The organism is Paenarthrobacter sp. GQ52 (assembly GCF_059759005.1).
Genome location: NZ_JCAXEJ010000001.1, coordinates 146,890 through 165,116, shown reverse-complemented (window position 1 = coordinate 165,116; position 18,227 = coordinate 146,890). Strand labels below are relative to the sequence as shown.

Here is an 18,227-nt window from a genome sequence, read left to right as displayed (position 1 = left end):
GTCCCTTTACTTAGCTGCGTTGGCGAGCTCGGCGGCCTTGTCGGCGCCCTCGTCCATGGTGGCGGCCAGGGTAACCAGCGGGTGGTTGGCCTCGGTCAGGATGCGGCGGCCTTCCTCAACGTTGTTGCCGTCGAGGCGAACGACCAGCGGCTTGTTCGCGGAGGAACCGAGCTCAGCCAGTGCACCGACGATGCCCTTGGCAACGGCGTCACAAGCAGTGATGCCACCGAAGACGTTCACGAACACGCTCTTGACCTGGGAGTCGCCAAGGATAACGTCCAGACCGTTGGCCATGACCTCGGCGGATGCTCCACCGCCGATGTCCAGGAAGTTGGCGGGCTTGACGTTGCCGTGGTTCTCGCCGGCGTAAGCAACGACGTCGAGGGTGGACATCACAAGACCGGCGCCGTTGCCGATGATGCCTACTTCGCCGTCCAGCTTGACGTAGTTGAGGTCCTGTGCCTTGGCCTTGGCCTCGAGCGGGTCAGCCGCGTCCTTGTCTTCCAGGTGTGCGTGGTGCACGTGGCGGAAGTCAGCGTTCTCGTCCAGGGAGACCTTGCCATCGAGGGCAACGATTTCACCTGCGCCGGTACGGACCAGCGGGTTGACCTCAACCAGGGTTGCGTCTTCCTTCTTGAAAACGTCCCAGAGCTTCAGAATGACGTCGGCTACCTTGCCGCGCAGTTCCTCCGCGAAACCTGCAGCTGCGACGATCTCGTCAGCCTTGGCCTGGTCGATGCCCACAGCGGGGTCGATGGCGATCTTGGCCAGGGCCTCGGGACGCTCGACTGCAAGCTGCTCGATTTCCATGCCGCCTTCTACCGAGCACATGGCCAGGTAGTTGCGGTTGGCGCGGTCCAGGAGGACCGAGAAGTAGAATTCCTCGGCGATGTCAGCACCCTGGGCAATCATCACCTTGTTGACGGTGTGGCCCTTGATGTCCATGCCCAGGATGTTGGTGGAGTGCTCAAGCGCCTCTTCGGCGGTCTTGGCAACCTTGACGCCGCCAGCCTTGCCGCGGCCACCAACCTTAACCTGTGCCTTTACGACAGTTACGCCGCCGATCTTCTCGGCAGCTGCCTTCGCTTCTTCAGGAGTGTGCGCCACGATGCCGGCGAGCACGGGTACACCGTGCGCCTCGAACATATCGCGCGCCTGATATTCAAACAGGTCCACGGTTTAGTGTCCTTCTACGTCGAAGTAGTTTTCTGTTCAGCCGGGAACCGCGATGACCGCGATAGCCAGCTGCGGAAAGTACGCGGTAACAACCGGGATTGAAGCCGGTCACATTGCGTAAGGTCCTCTCGGAACTTTAGCCCTTTGAGGAGTCCCGCCAGCTACACACTACCTGTTAAGTGAGTAACCTTACACTTCTATCGGATGTAGAAAAACCGCATAATGACGCGGTTTTTGGGCCGTCGGAGGGCGTTCGGCGACGGTTCAGGACGCTTCTTTCAGGTTCCCGCGGACCGTTTTGCCGCCGTCGGAAATCAACTGGTATCCCTCGCGGTTCACGAAGAATGCCACGCCACCAGAGACGTTTCCGCAGGCAACGCCGCCGTTATAGGCCGAACACCGGAGACCGTTGCGCTCGATGTTCTGCCCGTCCGGAAGCTCCCGGAGTTTGGAAATGGGACCCCCGCCACTGCCCTTTGGCCCGAACTCAGACTCCATTTGTGTTACGCCGGAACGACATGAGCCGTAGACGGCCTTCTCCGGAGTCAACAGCGCCGTCCCTCCGAGGTAGCCAAGGCCTGTCCCCGCGCAGTCCTCCACGATGTCATCCAGGTCCGGTTTGGCATACTTGGCCAGCTCGCAATGCGCCACAGGAACAACTGCGAACTTGTTGTTGGCCGCGTCGGAGTAGGAGTTGGCCTCATAGGGAAGATTGACGTGCCCGCCCCGGGAAGATGTCAGGGCGCACACAATGTTCTTGTCAGCAGTGATGAACGCTGTGACATCCTCGCCCGCGGACAGGGTGGTCTGCTCAGTGACAGGAACCTGCTGGAGCTGTTCCAGCGGCGGCAACGGCGCCGGCGGCACATAGTTGGGATCTTCGGTGGCGAAAGAGCACCCGGTGGCCAGCACCATGATCAAGGCAGCCAGGATCCCCCAAACAGTCCGTCGCATGCCCCTCATTATGCCGTGCCGTGTCATGCATCGAGTTTGGTCAGGGGTGCATACCGCAATAGCAGCCGCTTCTCGCCGACGTCGAACTTCACCTTCGCAACCGTTTTGTCCCCCGCGCCTTCGATGCCCAGCACCACGCCGTTGCCGAAGCTCGTGTGGTTGACTTTGTCCCCCACCACAACCGAAATGACTTCCTTTTGCGGCTGGACCCTGTTGCGTACGACGGCGGCAGGGACGTCGGCGTCGAACCCTGCGGTTGGGCTTGCGGCAGCACCGCGGGACGTGCCCGCACCCCAGAATGAACCACCGTAGCGGTTGGATCCGATGGGGGCGCTGCCCCAGCCGCCTGCGGCCTGGCGGCTCATTCCCTCGCGCTTCCACTCCACCAGCTCGGAAGGGATCTCTTCCAGGAACTGGCTGGCGGGGTTGTACTGGCTCTGGCCCCACATGCTGCGGACCTCCGAGCGAGTGACGTAGAGACGCTTGCGCGCCCTGGTGAGGCCCACATAGGCCAGGCGCCGTTCTTCCGCGAGTTCCTTGGGATCCGTGGCGGAGCGCTGGTGCGGGAAGATGCCGTGCTCCATACCGGTGAGGAACACCACCGGGAACTCCAGGCCCTTGGCGGTGTGCAGCGTCATCAGTGTGACAACGCCCATCCGCTTGGCCTCCGCGACGGCGGCATCGATGTCTGCCCCCGGCGCATCCGGGATCTGGTCGGCATCGGCCACCAGTGAGACCTGCTCCAGGAATTCGCCGAGCGAACCATCCGGATTGTCGCGCTCGTATTCCCGGACTACAGCCACCAGTTCGGCGAGGTTCTCCACGCGGGATTCATCTTGGGGATCGTTGCTGGCGCGCAGCCCCGCCAAGTAGCCGGTCTGTTCGAGGACGGCTTCCAAGGCAGCGGCAGCACCCGAGCCGGAGGCTACCTCGGCAAGGTCATCGAGCAGCTTCACGAAGCCCAGGACGGCATTAACGGAGCGGGTGGCCATGCCCGGCGCTTGGTCAGCACGGCGCGCAGCGGCCATGAACGATGTGCGTTCACGTTCAGCCAAGGCAGCCACGGCGCCCTCAGCACGATCACCGATCCCGCGTTTGGGTTCGTTCAGTACCCGGCGAAGGTTGACGTCGTCGTCCGGGTTCACCAGGACGCGAAGGTACGCCAGGGCATCCTTGATTTCCTTGCGCTCGTAGAAGCGCGTTCCACCAACAACCTTGTACGGAAGTCCCACCCGAACCAGGACGTCTTCAATGGAGCGGGACTGTGCATTGGTGCGGTAGAAAATAGCGACGTCACCAGGACGCAAGCCGTCCTCATCCTGCAGCCGGTCAATTTCCTTGGCGATGAACTGGGCTTCGTCGTGTTCGTTCTCACCCACGTAGCCAATGATTTTCTCGCCGTCACCTTCCGCGGTCCACAAACGCTTTTCCTGGCGGTTGGGATTACGGGAGATGACCGAATTGGCGGCGCTGAGGATGTTCTGCGTGGAGCGGTAATTTTGCTCCAGTTTGATGGTGCGGGCGTTGGGGTAGTCGTGTTCAAACTCCACAATGTTGCGGATGTCCGCGCCACGGAAAGCATAAATGGACTGGTCGGAATCGCCCACCACAGTAAGTTCGCTCGGTGCCACGTCCGTGTCTGTTCCCAAGCCGACGATTTCCCTGACCAGCGCGTACTGCGCGTGGTTGGTGTCCTGGTACTCGTCCACCAACACGTGCCGGAAGCGGCGCCGGTAGGATTCCGCGAGCGCAGGGAAGGCCCGGAACATGTACACGGTTTCGGCGATGAGGTCATCGAAGTCCATCGCGTTGGCTTGCCGGAGACGCTGCGTGTAGCCCTTGAAAACCTCGGCTACAGCCTGTTCGAAGGGGTCGTTGTGGTTTGCCGAGGAGACGTAGGAGTCGGCATCAATGAGCTCGTTCTTGAGCGCCGAAATCTTGTGCTGGATGGCCTTCGGCGCGAACTTCTTCGGATCCAGGTCCAGGTTCTTTGCCACGAGTGTGATCAGACGCAGGGAATCAGCGGAGTCGTAGATGGAGAAGTTCGAATTCAGCCCGACGTTCGCAGCTTCCCGGCGCAGGATTCGCACGCAGGACGAGTGGAACGTGGAAATCCACATGCCCTTTGCCCGGGCGCCGACCAGGGCTTCGATGCGTTCCCGCATTTCGGCTGCTGCCTTGTTGGTGAAGGTGATGGCCAGGATTTCGCCGTGATGCGCCCGCTTAGTGGCTATGAGGTAGGCGATCCGGTTACTCAGGACGCGCGTCTTCCCCGAGCCTGCACCCGCGACGATCAGCAAGGGGCTTCCGGCGTGCTTCACGGCCTCTTCCTGCTGCGGATTCAGTCCTTGGAGGAGCGCCTCAGCGGTCGGCAACCCGTGGGCGCCCTGGTTGCCCCATCCCCCTTGGGCAGGTGCTTGAGGAGCGTTCCCTGACCCGCCCGTTCCTTCCTGGAGGCGCGGCCCGGAGGCGCCACCGCCGGAATGGGAAAGTTCCGGGGCAGCCTTGACTGCGGCTTTGGTGCCAGCTTTGAAGGGTCCGTCTGCGTAGGGGTCAAACAACATATCCATGGTGCCTACCAGTCTAGGCGGTGCCCCTGACACTATAAGGCGACGCGGTCAGCAGCGGCTGATGCTAGGCAAATTGGGGAACAGAGGTGAGGGCAGCGCTCAACTCGCGCACCGCCGTCGGGCCTCCCGCCACGAACCAATTCAATCCGTTGACCTGCACGACGGCGGTGTCCCCGCCGGCAGCGCGGACGATCGCCTTGCCGGGGAGCCAATCCCATTCGGGGCAGCTGTGTTGGAACCAGCAGCCGAGCTCCCCGTCAGCCACCCGGCCGAGGTCGCAGGAGCCGGAACCGAACATACGCAGCGACGCCGCGGAGACCGCGGCTGCGTGCCATGGCATGGCCGCGCGGGGGTCTGCGAGCCAGGTGGGGTGAATGTACGTGGCTGCGGAGATTTGGCCAACGGGGAGGTCGCCCGAACCGGTGATCGCCTCGCCGTTCAGGGTGGCCGGACGTTCCGCCCCTCCCAGCCAGAGCTTATCCAGTTCGGGTTGGTAGATGGCCCCCAGCAACACCTCGGGATCGGCAACCGGGTTGCCGCCACGGTCCGAATCGTCACGCTTGAGGGCGATGGCCGAGCACCAGTATGTGGACCCGTGGAGGAAGTTGTAGGTGCCGTCAACGGGGTCGATCACCCAGGTCCGGCCGCTCGTCCCCGCCACCGAGGCACCCTCCTCGCCGAGGATGCCGTCTTCCGGACGGCAGCGCCGCAACTGTTCAAGAACATAAGCCTCGGCTGCGTGATCGGCTGCAGTGACGACGTCGGACACTGACGTCTTGCGTTCGCCCTGCAGTCCCCCCATCCGCATGAGCAGCGCCAGCTGGCCCGCCTCGCGGACCAGTGCGCTGGCCAATTGGTAGTCATCCAGTGAAGGATCGAGTTCAGTTGCTGTGTGCCTGCCGGTGGTCATGGATCCAGCTTATGTGGCGGAATAATGGATGACATGGCCAAGACACCAGCCCAGCGCGTCAAGAAGCACGGAGCAAAGGCAGTGGTTCCCGATCACTCGCTACCGCCTGTGATCAACACCACCACGCAGCGCACCCCACAAAAGGCGCAGAGCAACTCCAAACTCATTGTGATCGCTGGTGTCGTGGCCAGCCTGTTCCTGTTCTGGTACCTGCACTTGCTCACCCTGAACCAGATGACGCAGCTCTCCGGTGGCCTGGCGATGCCGGATTCGCTGATTGGCGGCTTCTCACAGGACTACATCGTCCAGCTTAGAGCGGCCATGGATGACTCGGCACGTGGCCAGCTCAACTACGTCCACAAGACTGCCGGCACCCTGTTTCCGCTGATCTTCGGCTTCAGTTGGCTCCTGCTGATCGGCACCAATGTGGCGCGAAAGTCGTGGCGTTGGGCAATGTGGGCCGCTCCCCTGCTGTTCGGCGTGGCCCACCTGTGGTCCAACGTCGCCATCGATTCCGTGCTGGCCATGGGAACGCCCGACGCCGGTTCGGTGGCGTTGGCCTCAGCTGTCACCGTCGCGTCGTGGGTGCTGTTCCTGATCAGTCTCCTGTGCGGCGTGCTGGCAGTGTTCCTGGGCAGGAAGAGCCCCAAGCAGTGAGCTTCCGAAGGTTTTTCAAACCCGCCGTTTCAGCTTTAACCATGGGCCTGCTCATCTTGGGCGCCTCCGCCTGCGGGCTCGGGGGCCCGTCCAAAGCTGAGCGCCTGGGCAAGGACCTGGAGGCAGCCGCGTTGTCGGTACCCGGGGTTGAATCCGCCAAGCTCAACGTCAACATGAACACGTCCGGAAATTTCATCACCGTCAAGTTGGTCGGAAGCAGCCACGACGCGGACGTCCTCGCTGACGTGCTCGGGAACGCGCTTCCGCCCATGCTCGAAGAAACTGAAGAGCTTCAGTCAGGTACGTTCGGGATCAGTATCTTCTCACCGGACGATGCCGTGTCCGCCAGCGCGCGGGATCTGGGCTACCCGGGCGGTTCCTCCCTCAACAGCTTCCGCGAATACTTCCTCAGCGTGCCCTGAGTACTTTCCGTTCCGTGTGGACACGCTGGGCAATCACCAAACCGGCCGCTGCCAGGCCGATGGTCACCGGGTAGCCCATGAACCGCTCCAGCAAACCCGGCTGGGGCACCTCCATCCCGGTGATGGCGCCGATGACCAAGGCACCAATACAGACGAGCCCGCAGGCAGCGAGGAACCAACTGATCGGGGTTTGACGGAACCACAGGATGCCCAACAGGAGCAGTGCAAAACCTCCCCCAATGAAGAACATCAGTGCGCCCGCAAAGTGCCAGGGCGATCCGAGGTCTTCGGGAACCAGTCCCACCAACACCGTTCCCACTCCGGCGACACCGGTGAGGATCCGGATGGCGACAGCCAGTATCCAAGGAACGGTCAAGACCCGGGTTTGCGGGGAATCTCCTGCTACGGCACGAAATCGTCGTGCCGTTACTCCGGGCCGCGCGGCCACACTCAGCAACCCTGCCGTCAGGAACAGCGCGCCAAGGACCAGGGCTAGGCCTTGAACCACGAACGAGGCATTCATCAGCCAGTGCAAAGGCGAGCAGACGGCTCTGTCCTCGTAGATCCCGCAGGAAATTGCTCCGAGGTCACTAATGAATCCGGTGGCCCTGCTGTAGGGCTCGGGCCCTGCCCAGGCCTCGATCACGGCGGCCTCGGCCACGAAGTATTGGACCACGCTCAGCTGCGCCCACCCTCCGATGTTCGCCCTGATGCCACGGGTATCCGGAAGGAACGATACAGCTGGCGCCGGTGCAGTCGCGTGCCCTTTCATGAACGCCAGCCTAGCGGTGTTCGGGCAGCGTCCCCGCAGCTTGTATGCTTGTAGTCGTGTCCGGGCCCTCGAGCTCCAGCAGTGGGATTAAGAGCCATGGACACACAGGCCCTCGTAGCTCAGTGGATAGAGCACGGCTCTCCTAAAGCCGGTGTCGTTGGTTCGATTCCAATCGAGGGCACTTGAACCACCAGCAGCCCACCCAGGACTTGCAGGCCTACTTGGCCGGCAGCTGGGTTGTGGAGCGCACCCTCCTGGACCGGACGTCCGGCACCAACGGAACCTTTACCGGCGTCGTGCGCTATACCCGGAACCCCGACGGCGGCCTGGACTACCGCGAAGACGGAACCATGCACTGGCCTACCCATTCGGGTCCGGCATTCCGCGAGTACCTCCTGAAACCGGGTTCCGGGCCGGAGTCGATGGACGTGCTTTTCCCCGACGGCAGGCCCTTCCATGTGATGAGTTTCTCCGAACAGGGCAACCAGGATAAGCACTGGTGCGACCCCGACGCCTACCGGGTCAGCTACCTCTGGGAGGGTCCTGACTCGTTCAGCTTCACGTGGGATGTCCAAGGGCCCGCCAAGAACCTGCTGCTTGAATCGCACTTGGTCCGGATTGACGCCGGGAGGCAATCATGAGTACATCCGGCACGGACCTGATCGTCGTAAGCGCCGTCTGCGTCTACAACGACGAAGGCCAGCTCCTGACCGTCCGCAAGCGTGGCACTGAGAAGTTCATGCACCCCGGTGGCAAACCAGAGTCCGGTGAAACCGCTGCGGAGGCCGCTTCCCGTGAACTCCTGGAAGAAGTCGGCATCGAGGTGGCACCGAACCGCCTCGAGCCGCTCGGCGTGTGGCTGGCTGTGGCGGCCAACGAGGCAGCAACGAACATCGAAGCCACCGTTTTTACTGCGCCCGGAACGTGGGAGGCGCACCCCTCGGCGGAGATTGCCGAGATCCGCTGGCTGGACCTCGACGCGCCTCTTCCCACGGACTTGGCCCCGCTGCTCACCGACCACGTACTTCCAGCGCTCACCCCGCCCAAGTAGGTCGCAGTTGAGGCCGTTTTGACAGCTCAGAACGGCCTCAACTGCGACCTACATGGGTTACAGCTCCGGGACCGCTTCCTGGGCCACCGCCGTGGCTTCGGCGAACTGGGTTTGATACAGCTCGGCGTATCGTCCATCCGCCGCCAGCAGCTCGGTATGTGTGCCACGCTCCACGATCCTGCCGTCCTCAACCACCAGAATGGCGTCAGCAGCACGGATGGTGGACAGCCGGTGGGCAATCACGACGGCGGTGCGCCCCTCGAGTGCCTCGCCCAAGGCCGCCTGGACGGCGGCCTCGTTGGTGGAGTCCAACGCGGCAGTGGCTTCGTCGAGGATCACGACGCGAGGCTGCTTAATCAGCAGGCGGGCGATGGTGAGCCGTTGGCGTTCACCACCGGAGAGCCGGTAGCCACGCTCCCCCACCACGGTTTCCAGGCCATCAGGCAAGGACCGGATCATCGGCTCCAAACGTGCGCGCCGGAGCACATCCCACATGTCGGCTTCCGTAGCGTCCGGCCGGGCGAGGCGCAGGTTGGATGCGATGGTTTCGTGGAAGAGATGACCGTCCTGGGTCACCATGCCCATGGTGTCCCGCAACGAATCGAAGCTGAGATCGCGGACGTCCACGCCTGTTCCGGGCTTTTGGCCGCCAAGGCGCACTGTGCCGGAGTCGACGTCGTACAAGCGCGAGAGCAGCTGGGCCACCGTGGACTTGCCGGCACCGGAGGAACCCACCAGGGCAACGGTCTGCCCCGGTTCCACCCGGAAGCTGACCCCGTGCAGAACTTCCTCTCCTCCCCGGGTATCCAGGGTGGCGACGTCCTCAAGGGAAGCCAGTGACACCTTCTCGGCGGAAGGGTAGGAGAAGCGTACGTCGTCGAATTCCACAGCCACAGGTCCCGCCGGAACAGTGACGGCTTCCGGCTTCTCGGTGATCAGCGGCTTAAGGTCCAGAATTTCGAAGACCCGCTCAAAGCTGACCAAAGCACTCATGATTTCCACGCGGGCATTGGACAGCGCCGTCAGCGGAGCGTAGAGCCGGGTGAGGAGGAGAGCGAGAACCACCACGTCACCGGGTGCCAGCTGCCCGCCAATTGCCAGCCAACCGCCCAGGCCATAAACCAAGGCCAAAGCCAGTGCCGACACCAAGGTCAAGGCCGTGACAAACGTGAACTGCAGCATGGCAGTCCGGATCCCAATGTCCCGGACCCGGCCGGCCCGCTCAGCGAACTCACGGGATTCCTCGTCCGGGCGGCCGAACAACTTCACCAGCGTGGCGCCCGGCGCGGAGAACCTCTCCGTCATCTGCGTGCCCATGGCAGCGTTATGAGCGGCAGCTTCGCGGCGGAGGTCCGCCAGTTTGGAGCCCATCCGCCGCGCCGGAATCAGGAAGATCGGCAGCAACACCATGGCAAGCACGGTCACCAGCCAAGAAGTATTGAGCATGACCACAAGTGTCAGGACCAGAGCCACCACATTGCTGACCACGCCGGACAGCGTGCCGGCGAAGGCGGACTGAGCTCCGATGACATCGTTGTTCAGTCGGCTGACAAGGGCACCGGTTCGGGTTCGGGTGAAGAACGCAATGGGCATGCGCTGCACATGATCGAAAACCCGTGTGCGGAGGTCCACAATGACACCCTCGCCAATGATGGAAGACAGCCAGCGGGTCACCAAGCCCACGCCCGCCTCGCCAACGGCGACTATGGCGATCAGGACAGCCAACCAGATCACAGTTCCCACGCCGGCGTTGGCGATGATGGCATCCACCACCTGACCGGCCAAGACCGGAGTAGCGACGGCCAGGAAAGCACCCGCAATGGAGGCGATCACAAAGGCGATGAGCTTGCCCTTATGCGGCGCGGCAAAAGCCATCACCCGCTTCAAGGTCTCCTTGGAGAACGGCTTCGAGCCACTCTTGGCAGTAGTGATGTTGTACAGCGAGCTCCAGGCCACGCGGTCCATGCTCATCGGGTTACTTCTCCTGGCTTGGGGTGTGGTGGAGTTCTTGCACTTGTCCGTTTTCCAGATGCCAGCGCGAATCGAGCCTGACGTTCTCCAGCAGCCGGCGATCGTGCGTGACCAGCAGGAGCGCGCCTTCATAACTTTCCAGCGCCTCCTCCAGTTGCTCGATGGCTGGAAGATCCAAATGGTTGGTGGGCTCGTCCAGCACCAGCAGGTTCACGCCACGGGCCTGCAGCAACGCAAGCGCAGCACGGGTCCGCTCCCCCGGAGACAACGAATCCACTGTGCGGGAGGTGTGATCCGCCTTGAGCCCGAACTTTGCCAAGAGAGTCCGCACATCCGCACTGTTCCAGTCCACCAGCACAGCTTCAACAGCGTCGCCAAGCTGCCGCCCGCCGTCGAGCAGTCCGCGCGCCTGGTCAATTTCGCCAATGGCCACGGACGCACCCATGGAGGCGTCGCCGTCGTCCGGCTCCTGCGTCCCCAACAACAGGCGCAAAAGCGTTGACTTCCCGGCCCCGTTCGGTCCGGTGATGCCTATGCGCTCGCCGCCGTTGAGCTGGAGGTTCACTGGACCCAGCGTGAAGTCACCTTGGCGGGCGACGACGTTGCGCAAGGTGGCGACGACGGCACTTGAGCGGGGCGCCTGGCCGATGCTGAACTGCAGTTGCCATTCCTTGCGCGGTTCCTCCACCTCGGTGAGCCTCGCGATACGGGACTCCATTTGGCGGACTTTCTGGGCCTGTTTCTCCGACGATTCGCTGCTCGCGGCGCGACGGATCTTGTCATTATCCGGGTTTTTCTTCATGGCGTTCCGGACGCCTTGGGAGCTCCACTCACGCTGGGTGCGTGCACGGGAGACGAGGTCGGCCTTGGTGTTCGCAAACTCTTCGTAACGTTCCCGGGCATGGCGTTTGGCCACGGCGCGCTCTTCGAGGAACGCTTCGTAGCCACCGTCGTATACAGCCACGGAGTTCTGGGCGAGGTCCAGTTCCACCACGGTAGTGACGCAGCGGGCCAGGAATTCGCGGTCGTGCGACACCAGGACCACACCACCCCGGAGGCCTTGGACGAAGGCCTCAAGCCGGGCGAGTCCGTCAAGGTCGAGGTCGTTGGTGGGTTCGTCCAGGAGGACCGCGTCAAAGCGGCTGAGCAGCAAGGCGGCCAAAGCCACGCGCGCAGCCTGACCACCGGAAAGGCCCGTCATGAGGGCGTCGGCGCCAAGCTCCAAGCCGAGGTCGGCGAGGACAGCGGGAACCCGGTCCTCCAGGTCTGCGGCGCCGGAGGCCATCCACCGGTCAAAGGCCAAAGAGTAGGCGTCATCTGCGCCGGGAGCCCCCGAGCCGAGAGCTTCGGCGGTGGATTCCATGTCGCTTGTTGCCTGGGCACAGCCAGTACGTCGCGCAATATATGCCGCGATCGTTTCGTCAGCGGTACGCTCGTGTTCCTGCGGCAACCAGCCTACGAAAGCGTCCGAAGGCGCCAGGTTGACGCTCCCTGCCTGGGGCTGGTCAACGCCGGCGAGAATGCGCAGCAGCGTGGACTTACCGGCACCGTTCGCGCCCACCACACCCACTACATCGCCTGGCGCGACGGTTAGGGACAGGTCCGAAAAAAGTGTGCGATGGCCATGACCACCGGCAAGATCCTTGGCCACCAAAGTTGCAGTCATTGTCTATCCTCCAGCAAGGGAACGCAGAAATTCAGGCCGCGATTCCCGCGGGCATGGAAAAACCCGCTGGTCCGGACTTGGGGGGTGTGCGGACCAGCGGGTTCAATCATCAAGCATAATTCAATGTGGCTTCGGCGTAAAATCGTTTCGTACTCCCACTTACGGCTTACGCAGCCTTGCCCTCGCGGCCCGTCCAGGAAAGTCCCACATGCCCTTACCGTCCAAGGCGTTCCAGCGCTGGCTTCATGGCATTGCGCCCGATGCCAGCACTGCTGACGTCTGCAGGATCGCCGGCATCAAGCGAACAACACTGGCCCAGCAGCTGGTACGCGGCAAGGTTGCCGAGTCCACTTTGGTGAGCATCAGCCGCGGCTTCCACATCAATCCCGTGCAAGCCCTGTCCACTTTCGATCTTTACGCCGAACTGCGGGGTGACCCCGTCCCGCCCACGCCCTGCGAACTCGTCAGCCAGGTGGCTACCATCGATCTGCTGCGTGCAGTGGTGGACCGGAATGAGCCCGGTACAGCCCCCGCTCCGCGTCTTTCTGAACCACCGCACCCGACCTCTGTGCGTAACTGGGTGGACGCGATCGACGACGGCGAGTTGCGGCACCGGGTCAGCGACGCCACCGGGATTGCGCCACAGAACTTCTCCGCCCATCTGACCGCAAACAGGCTTCCGCCGGAGTTGGCCATCGCAACATCGCGCGCGGCCGGGGTTGGGCCTGCGGGAGGTTTGGTGGCCGGCGGGCTGATCACTGAGGCTGAAGCAGGGTGGCCGGCCAATGCCCGTCAGGAAGCGCTGGACAAGTTGTCGCAGGGACGATTGGTGACGTTGGCCGGAGAACGGCTTTTGGCGCTCGGTAAGACACTGCGCCGGCAGGAACAAGACCACGAACGAACTGAACGAATTTGGGAGAACCTCGGATGACGGCTGTCCTACCTTGGGTCACGCTGGCAGTGTGCCTGGCGATTACCCTCGCCCGGGTTCCGAGCGCCTTGCGCGGGGAGAACCGTGAGGTTTTCTACATTTTCTCGCTGATCTCGCTGAGCATCCTCATCAGCATCGAGGCACCCTATCTGGTCATTGACGGCTGGCTCGGCGGGATGAACATCGGCAACCTGATCCTGCGGTTCCTGCTGTACGGCACGTTCTTCTTCATGGGCATCAAGATCGCCACCGCTTTCGGCTCAGCCTCAGCCGTGCGCGCCATCCGAGGACCTGTCGGGATCACCGCCGCGGCAATCGTTGGTGCACTGACTATCTACTTCTTCGTCATCACGGACACGCAAGGATCCTCGGCGGGGATGAGCGGACTGAAATGGGGGCCCTCCCTGGATGGATACGCGGCGATGGGCCGCTTGTATCCGGGGTTCGTGGCGGCCTGCCTGGTACCTGCCATCTGGCGCACCGTAGCGAGCACCGCCCCCATACTGTTGCGGGTGGCCTCGGGGTTCCTGCTGTTGGGACTTTCCTTGCTCCTGTCGTCCCAACTCTTTCCCCTCATTCCATTTTCGGAGGCCTGGTTGCGGGTACTCATCAACTATTCGGCTGCCCTGTTCACATGCCTGGGACTCGCTGGAATTTGGTTCTCCAAGTCTTTTGCGCGGCGAAAGCAACGTCTCTCGGCGTAAGACTTTCACAAAACCATTAGATCGTGGCACAATCATGAATGTGTGAACGCGGCTTGCAGCCTGACACCGGAATCAGAGAACGGGTTTCCGGTGGATGTGGCGCCCACGTGATCACAATTGGGGGGATGAGTGGTGGCGGGCTGTTGGGGACCGCCCCCACTCAGCCTTTTTAACGGCCCTTTCGCAAGCCGACCGCCAAGCCTTGCCCAAGCGGTGACTAAGATGGCTCCATGAACAGCCTTCGCTCCCGCCGCTCTGTCCTCGCAGCCACACTGGCCTCGGCCGCCCTTGCACTTTCTGCATGCGGTGGAGGATCGGCACCCGCCCAATCCGGTGGGGACACATCACTTTCAGACGTGAAATCCAAGGGCGAGCTCGTCATCGCCACCGAAGGTACCTACCGTCCCTTCAGCTTCCATGCTGACGGAGCCGGGGAGCTCACTGGGTTCGACGTCGAAATCGCCCAGGCCGTGGCAGGGAAACTTGGCGTGAAGGCTACCTTCCAGGAAACGCAGTTCGACGGCATCTTTGCCGGGCTCGAATCCAAGCGGTTCGACACCATCGCCAACCAGATCTCCATCAATGATGAGCGCAAGGCCAAATACGAGTTCTCCACGCCGTACACCATCTCCACCGGCGTAGTGGTCACCAAAGCGGACAACAGCAGCATCAACAGCTTCGCAGACCTCAAGGGCAAAACCACCGCCCAGTCACTGACCAGCAACTTCTACAAGATGGCAGTTGAAGCCGGCGCCAACGTCCAGGCAGTAGAAGGCTGGGCGCAGTCCGCCACGCTGGTGCAACAAGGACGCGTGGATGCCACGGTTAACGACAAACTCACGTACTTGGACTACGCAAAGAACACTCCCGACTCCGGTCTGAAGGTCGCCGCCGAAGCACCGGAGAAGACCGAGAGCGCCATGGTCTTCCGCAAAGGGTCTACGGAACTCACGGCCGCAGTGGACAAGGCTCTCGCTGATCTCCAAGCCGATGGCACCTTGGCCAAGATTTCGGAAAAGTACTTCGGCGCGGACGTCACCAAATAGATGAACTGGGACCTCATCTGGAGTTCCTTCGGTCCACTCATCACCGGCGCCGTCACGGGGACCATTCCGCTGACCCTCGCGTCCTTCGCCTTCGGCTTGGTGCTCGCGCTGGTGGTTGCCCTGATGCGCCTGAGCCCAAACTGGCTGCTCTCGGGCATCGGCCGCTTCTACGTCTCGGTGATCCGCGGTACTCCGCTGCTGGTGCAGCTCTTTGTCATCTTCTTCGGCTTGCCCAGCATCGGCATCCGGCTTGATCCCTGGCCAAGCGCCATCATTGCCTTCTCCCTGAACGTGGGCGGGTACGCAGCCGAGATCATCCGTGCTGCCATCCTCTCCGTGCCGAAGGGCCAATGGGAAGCCGGCCACACTATCGGAATGTCCCGTCCGCAGGCCCTGGTGCGCATCATCCTGCCGCAGGCAGCACGGGTGTCCGTTCCTCCCTTGTCCAACACCTTCATTTCCCTGGTGAAAGACACGTCCCTCGCCTCGCTCATCCTGGTTACTGAACTGTTCCGCAACGCACAGCAGATCGCCGCATTCAGCCAGGAGTTCATGGCCCTTTACCTGCAGGCAGCCCTGGTTTATTGGGTCATTTGCCTGGTTCTTTCCACTGCGCAATCCGCCGTGGAAAAGAGATTGGACCGCTATGTCGCTCACTAACGAACCCGCCCGGCAGCCGCGCGTCACGTCGGTCCTGAAGGCACGGAGCCTTGCCAAAGCCTTCGGAAGCAACGTGGTCCTGCGCGATATCGACATCGATATCCAGCGCGGCCAGGTTGTGGCCCTGATCGGGCCTTCGGGCTCCGGCAAGACCACGGTCCTGCGTTCGCTCAACGGGCTGGAAATTCCCGACGCCGGCACGGTCACCTTTGGAAGCGGCGACTCCTCAGCTGAGCTCGCCATCGACTTCGGCGCCAAAGTGGGGAAGAAGGAAGTGGCTGCGCTCCGCGACCGGAGCGCAATGGTCTTCCAGCACTACAACCTTTTCCCCCACATGACCGTGCTGAAGAACATCATCGAAGGCCCCGTCCAGGTCCAAAAACGGCCCCGCGCCGAGGCAATTGCCGAGGCCGAACGCCTGCTGGAACGAGTTGGTCTTGCCGACAAGCGGGACGCCTACCCTTTTGAGCTCTCAGGCGGCCAGCAGCAGCGCGTGGGAATCGTCCGGGCGTTGGCACTCAAGCCTCAACTGCTCCTGTTTGACGAGCCCACGTCCGCACTGGACCCCGAACTTGTGGGGGACGTCCTGGGTGTCATCAAAGAACTCGCCGAAGAGGGCTGGACCATGGTGATCGTGACCCATGAGCTCGCCTTTGCCCAGCATGTGGCGGACGAGGTAATTTTCATGGACGGCGGCGTCGTAGTGGAACGGGGGCCGGCAGCCGAGGTATTGCGGGCACCGCGCCAAGAACGGACCAAGCTCTTCGTCAAGCGGCTGCAGCACGACGTCTAAAGCGGTTTACAAATATGGGGGATAAGAATTTGGAAGAGACAATCAGCGAGCCCGGCCGGGGTGGCTCCAAGCGTACGGCAATCATTGTGGTTGCCATAGTGATCGCCTTGGTAGCCGCAGGGCTTGGCACTTGGTTCGCCCTCTCCCGCTCGGCAGGACCAGGCCGTGCCGATGTTGTCCGCCTGGACAAGCAGCGCGTCATCGTGGACAACTCGATGAACCTCTATGACCCCTTGGTCCAACAGTTTTCGGGCCGGTACTCGAACGCCATTTCCGAAAAAGCGGGACAGGCGGAAGAGGACAAAGTCCTCAGCCAGGACCGTGAACGGATCGTGCGTGAGTCACAAGCAAATCGTGACCGCTTGGAACACATGGCGGTATCGCCGGCCATGCAGGATCAGGAAGTCGCCGAATCCTTCAACCGCTTCAAGGACCAGTACGGTGCGGTGATCGCCTATAACGATCAACTGGTGGTCAACACTTCCAACATCTACCGCTCTGTGGGCGGGCCGTGCGCGGCCCTGCATTCATCGCTGAACGTTGCGAGCGAATCCTACGCACAGGACTACGTCAAGAGTGCTGATGAGTGCCTGGCAGCGCTGAACACGGCCAAGGAAGGTGCCGACGCCGAGACCACCACCTTGCTCACGGACGTTGAGGCCGTCATCAGAGGCCAGCGGGACAAGCAACAGGAAGTGCTCAATAGCAAGGACACCTTTGAGCGCCTCAGCAAGAGCACCCTTGCGGGCATTGCACTGTTGGATATCAATGATGCGTTCGCCAAGGCCCAAACAACATATGAAACTGCCACCAAGGACAAATACTCAAAGATCATCGAAAGCGCCAACAGCTCAAACTCCGAATTCGAAGGCGTACTCAAGAAGAGCTTGGAACAGTTTGATGCAGCATCCGGTGAGGGGAAATAGTGATGACCAGTGAACCCGTTCGCAGTAAGCGCCGCCCGGTCCTTATCGCTCTTGCCATTGCCGTTGTGCTGGCGGTCGTTGCCTCAGTAGTGGTGATCGCCTTGACCAACTTCGCTGGTCAGCAGCGCAGGGAAAGCCTGGCCCTCGTGAAAGATGAGCGCCTAACGGCACTCGTTGAGGCTAGGGACAAGATCCAGCCCGCGGTCAACGCCTACCTGGCCGCCTACAAGAAGGCGCGCAACGCCCCCGCTTCACGTGAGGACGCTGAGAAGAACTCCGCCCAAGAGCGGGACGAGTTCCAACAGGCCGTCAATTCCGCACGGACTGCCATGAGCGATGTGCAGAATGGGTATGGCGCAGGTGAAGAAACGGATGGGATCGGTGTGGCTGTAGCCCAGCTGGGCGATTCCTACCAGACCTACCTCGACTCCATGGAGGGCCTGGTGGAGTCATACCCCCGGTTCGAAGGCCTGTTCAGGGAAGATGCCGGGTGCAGCGGACTCTTTGTGGGCTCCAAAGCTGCCAACCTCCGGGAACGCCAAACGCTCTTGGCCCAAGCAGCTGTTCCTTGCCGGGAAGCCGTCAATCAACTCAAGCAGTCCAAGAACGTCTCCTACGTTGAGTTTGCCCGCACCTTGGACAACGAGATTGCACAGCTGGAATCGCACGCAGAAACGACCGCGAAGTCCGAGGAGAACTACAACGAATTCGTTCGGCTCAAGGATGAGTACGTCAAGAAGATCGATGACGCCACCGCCCGGAATGCCCCGGAAGCGGAATACCTCAAGATTGCCGACGAACTCAAGGCTCTCAACACCCGGATAAAGAACAACAGGTCAGAGTTCGACTTCGCCGCAAAACGCTACGTTAGCGGAGTAAAGGACATGCCCACCTTGGTTGAGGATGTCTTCTCGAAGGACGTCGCAGCCCAAATCAAACACCATGACACTGTGATTCCCCTTCGGGTTCAAGTGCTGAAAGATGCTATCGACGCAGAACTGGCAGAGTGACCCCAACG

Annotated in this window: 18 protein-coding genes and 1 tRNA gene; 12 read left to right on the top strand and 7 right to left on the bottom strand. The window is 61.9% G+C overall.

What is annotated here, in order from left to right:
* Positions 1-6 precede the first annotated feature (6 nt).
* The 4 genes from sucC to AC6CH8_RS00750 form a co-directional block, all read right to left on the bottom strand.
* Positions 7-1,176 carry an ADP-forming succinate--CoA ligase subunit beta gene (sucC, locus tag AC6CH8_RS00765; RefSeq protein WP_011773779.1) on the bottom strand — a complete coding sequence of 390 codons (1,170 nt, stop codon included), beginning with the start codon at positions 1,174-1,176 and terminating at the stop codon, positions 7-9.
* 264 nt (positions 1,177-1,440) lie between these two features.
* Positions 1,441-2,139, bottom strand: coding sequence for a hypothetical protein (locus AC6CH8_RS00760; RefSeq protein ID WP_498188650.1), 699 nt, complete (start codon positions 2,137-2,139; stop codon positions 1,441-1,443).
* 14 nt (positions 2,140-2,153) lie between these two features.
* Positions 2,154-4,700, bottom strand: a complete 2,547-nt coding sequence (gene pcrA, locus AC6CH8_RS00755; RefSeq protein WP_420180325.1) for a DNA helicase PcrA — start codon at positions 4,698-4,700, stop codon at positions 2,154-2,156.
* Positions 4,701-4,764: 64 nt separating this feature from the next.
* Positions 4,765-5,610, bottom strand: a complete 846-nt coding sequence (locus AC6CH8_RS00750) for an inositol monophosphatase family protein (protein ID WP_429331417.1) — start codon at positions 5,608-5,610, stop codon at positions 4,765-4,767.
* Positions 5,611-5,643: 33 nt separating this feature from the next.
* Here AC6CH8_RS00750 and AC6CH8_RS00745 point away from each other — a divergent pair, with 33 nt between their 5' ends.
* Both AC6CH8_RS00745 and AC6CH8_RS00740 read left to right on the top strand, forming a co-directional pair.
* Complete coding sequence (locus AC6CH8_RS00745; protein ID WP_498188261.1) at positions 5,644-6,267, top strand: hypothetical protein; 624 nt, start codon at positions 5,644-5,646, stop codon at positions 6,265-6,267.
* Positions 6,268-6,308: 41 nt separating this feature from the next.
* Positions 6,309-6,689 (top strand): hypothetical protein, encoded by a 381-nt coding sequence (locus AC6CH8_RS00740; RefSeq protein WP_420180323.1) that lies wholly within the window; start codon positions 6,309-6,311, stop codon positions 6,687-6,689.
* Here the strand turns inward: AC6CH8_RS00740 and AC6CH8_RS00735 are convergent.
* Positions 6,676-7,461, bottom strand: coding sequence for a DUF998 domain-containing protein (locus tag AC6CH8_RS00735; RefSeq protein WP_498188259.1), 786 nt, complete (start codon positions 7,459-7,461; stop codon positions 6,676-6,678). The two genes, AC6CH8_RS00740 and AC6CH8_RS00735, sit on opposite strands and share 14 nt — an antisense overlap.
* Before the next feature lie 108 nt (positions 7,462-7,569).
* Between AC6CH8_RS00735 and AC6CH8_RS00730 the strand changes: the two genes are divergently transcribed.
* From AC6CH8_RS00730 to AC6CH8_RS00720, 3 genes are all read left to right on the top strand, one after another.
* Positions 7,570-7,642: transfer RNA gene (locus tag AC6CH8_RS00730), tRNA-Arg, on the top strand.
* A 1-nt stretch (position 7,643) separates the two neighbouring features.
* Complete coding sequence (locus AC6CH8_RS00725; RefSeq protein WP_498188258.1) at positions 7,644-8,102, top strand: DUF6314 family protein; 459 nt, start codon at positions 7,644-7,646, stop codon at positions 8,100-8,102.
* Positions 8,099-8,512: an NUDIX hydrolase gene (locus AC6CH8_RS00720; RefSeq protein WP_498188256.1), complete on the top strand. Its 414-nt coding sequence runs from the start codon at positions 8,099-8,101 to the stop codon at positions 8,510-8,512. Before AC6CH8_RS00725 ends, AC6CH8_RS00720 begins: the two co-directional genes overlap by 4 nt.
* 57 nt (positions 8,513-8,569) lie before the next feature.
* On the opposite strand, the gene AC6CH8_RS00715 is transcribed toward AC6CH8_RS00720, so the two are convergent.
* Together AC6CH8_RS00715 and AC6CH8_RS00710 are read right to left on the bottom strand one after the other, a co-directional pair.
* Entirely contained in the window at positions 8,570-10,483 is a 1,914-nt protein-coding gene (locus AC6CH8_RS00715) for an ABC transporter ATP-binding protein (protein ID WP_498188254.1), read from the bottom strand.
* A 4-nt stretch (positions 10,484-10,487) separates the two neighbouring features.
* Entirely contained in the window at positions 10,488-12,149 is a 1,662-nt protein-coding gene (locus AC6CH8_RS00710; RefSeq protein WP_498188252.1) for an ABC-F family ATP-binding cassette domain-containing protein, read from the bottom strand.
* Between the two features lie 208 nt (positions 12,150-12,357).
* Between AC6CH8_RS00710 and AC6CH8_RS00705 the strand changes: the two genes are divergently transcribed.
* The 7 genes from AC6CH8_RS00705 to AC6CH8_RS00675 all read left to right on the top strand — a co-directional run bounded on the left by AC6CH8_RS00705 (position 12,358) and on the right by AC6CH8_RS00675 (position 18,219).
* The gene (locus AC6CH8_RS00705; RefSeq protein WP_091465742.1) at positions 12,358-13,080 is read left to right on the top strand and encodes a hypothetical protein; all 723 of its coding nucleotides are present in this window, start codon (positions 12,358-12,360) and stop codon (positions 13,078-13,080) included.
* Positions 13,077-13,784, top strand: coding sequence for a hypothetical protein (locus AC6CH8_RS00700; RefSeq protein ID WP_420180318.1), 708 nt, complete (start codon positions 13,077-13,079; stop codon positions 13,782-13,784). The genes AC6CH8_RS00705 and AC6CH8_RS00700 overlap by 4 nt, the downstream gene beginning before the upstream one ends.
* A gap of 230 nt (positions 13,785-14,014) precedes the next feature.
* The gene (locus AC6CH8_RS00695; protein WP_091465739.1) at positions 14,015-14,830 is read left to right on the top strand and encodes an amino acid ABC transporter substrate-binding protein; all 816 of its coding nucleotides are present in this window, start codon (positions 14,015-14,017) and stop codon (positions 14,828-14,830) included.
* The gene (locus tag AC6CH8_RS00690; protein ID WP_011773765.1) at positions 14,831-15,490 is read left to right on the top strand and encodes an amino acid ABC transporter permease; all 660 of its coding nucleotides are present in this window, start codon (positions 14,831-14,833) and stop codon (positions 15,488-15,490) included.
* Positions 15,477-16,283: an amino acid ABC transporter ATP-binding protein gene (locus AC6CH8_RS00685; RefSeq protein WP_420180316.1), complete on the top strand. Its 807-nt coding sequence runs from the start codon at positions 15,477-15,479 to the stop codon at positions 16,281-16,283. Before AC6CH8_RS00690 ends, AC6CH8_RS00685 begins: the two co-directional genes overlap by 14 nt.
* A 29-nt stretch (positions 16,284-16,312) precedes the next feature.
* Positions 16,313-17,209, top strand: a complete 897-nt coding sequence (locus tag AC6CH8_RS00680) for a hypothetical protein (RefSeq protein WP_498188250.1) — start codon at positions 16,313-16,315, stop codon at positions 17,207-17,209.
* 2 nt (positions 17,210-17,211) lie between these two features.
* Positions 17,212-18,219, top strand: coding sequence for a hypothetical protein (locus AC6CH8_RS00675; RefSeq protein ID WP_498188249.1), 1,008 nt, complete (start codon positions 17,212-17,214; stop codon positions 18,217-18,219).
* Positions 18,220-18,227 lie beyond the last annotated feature (8 nt).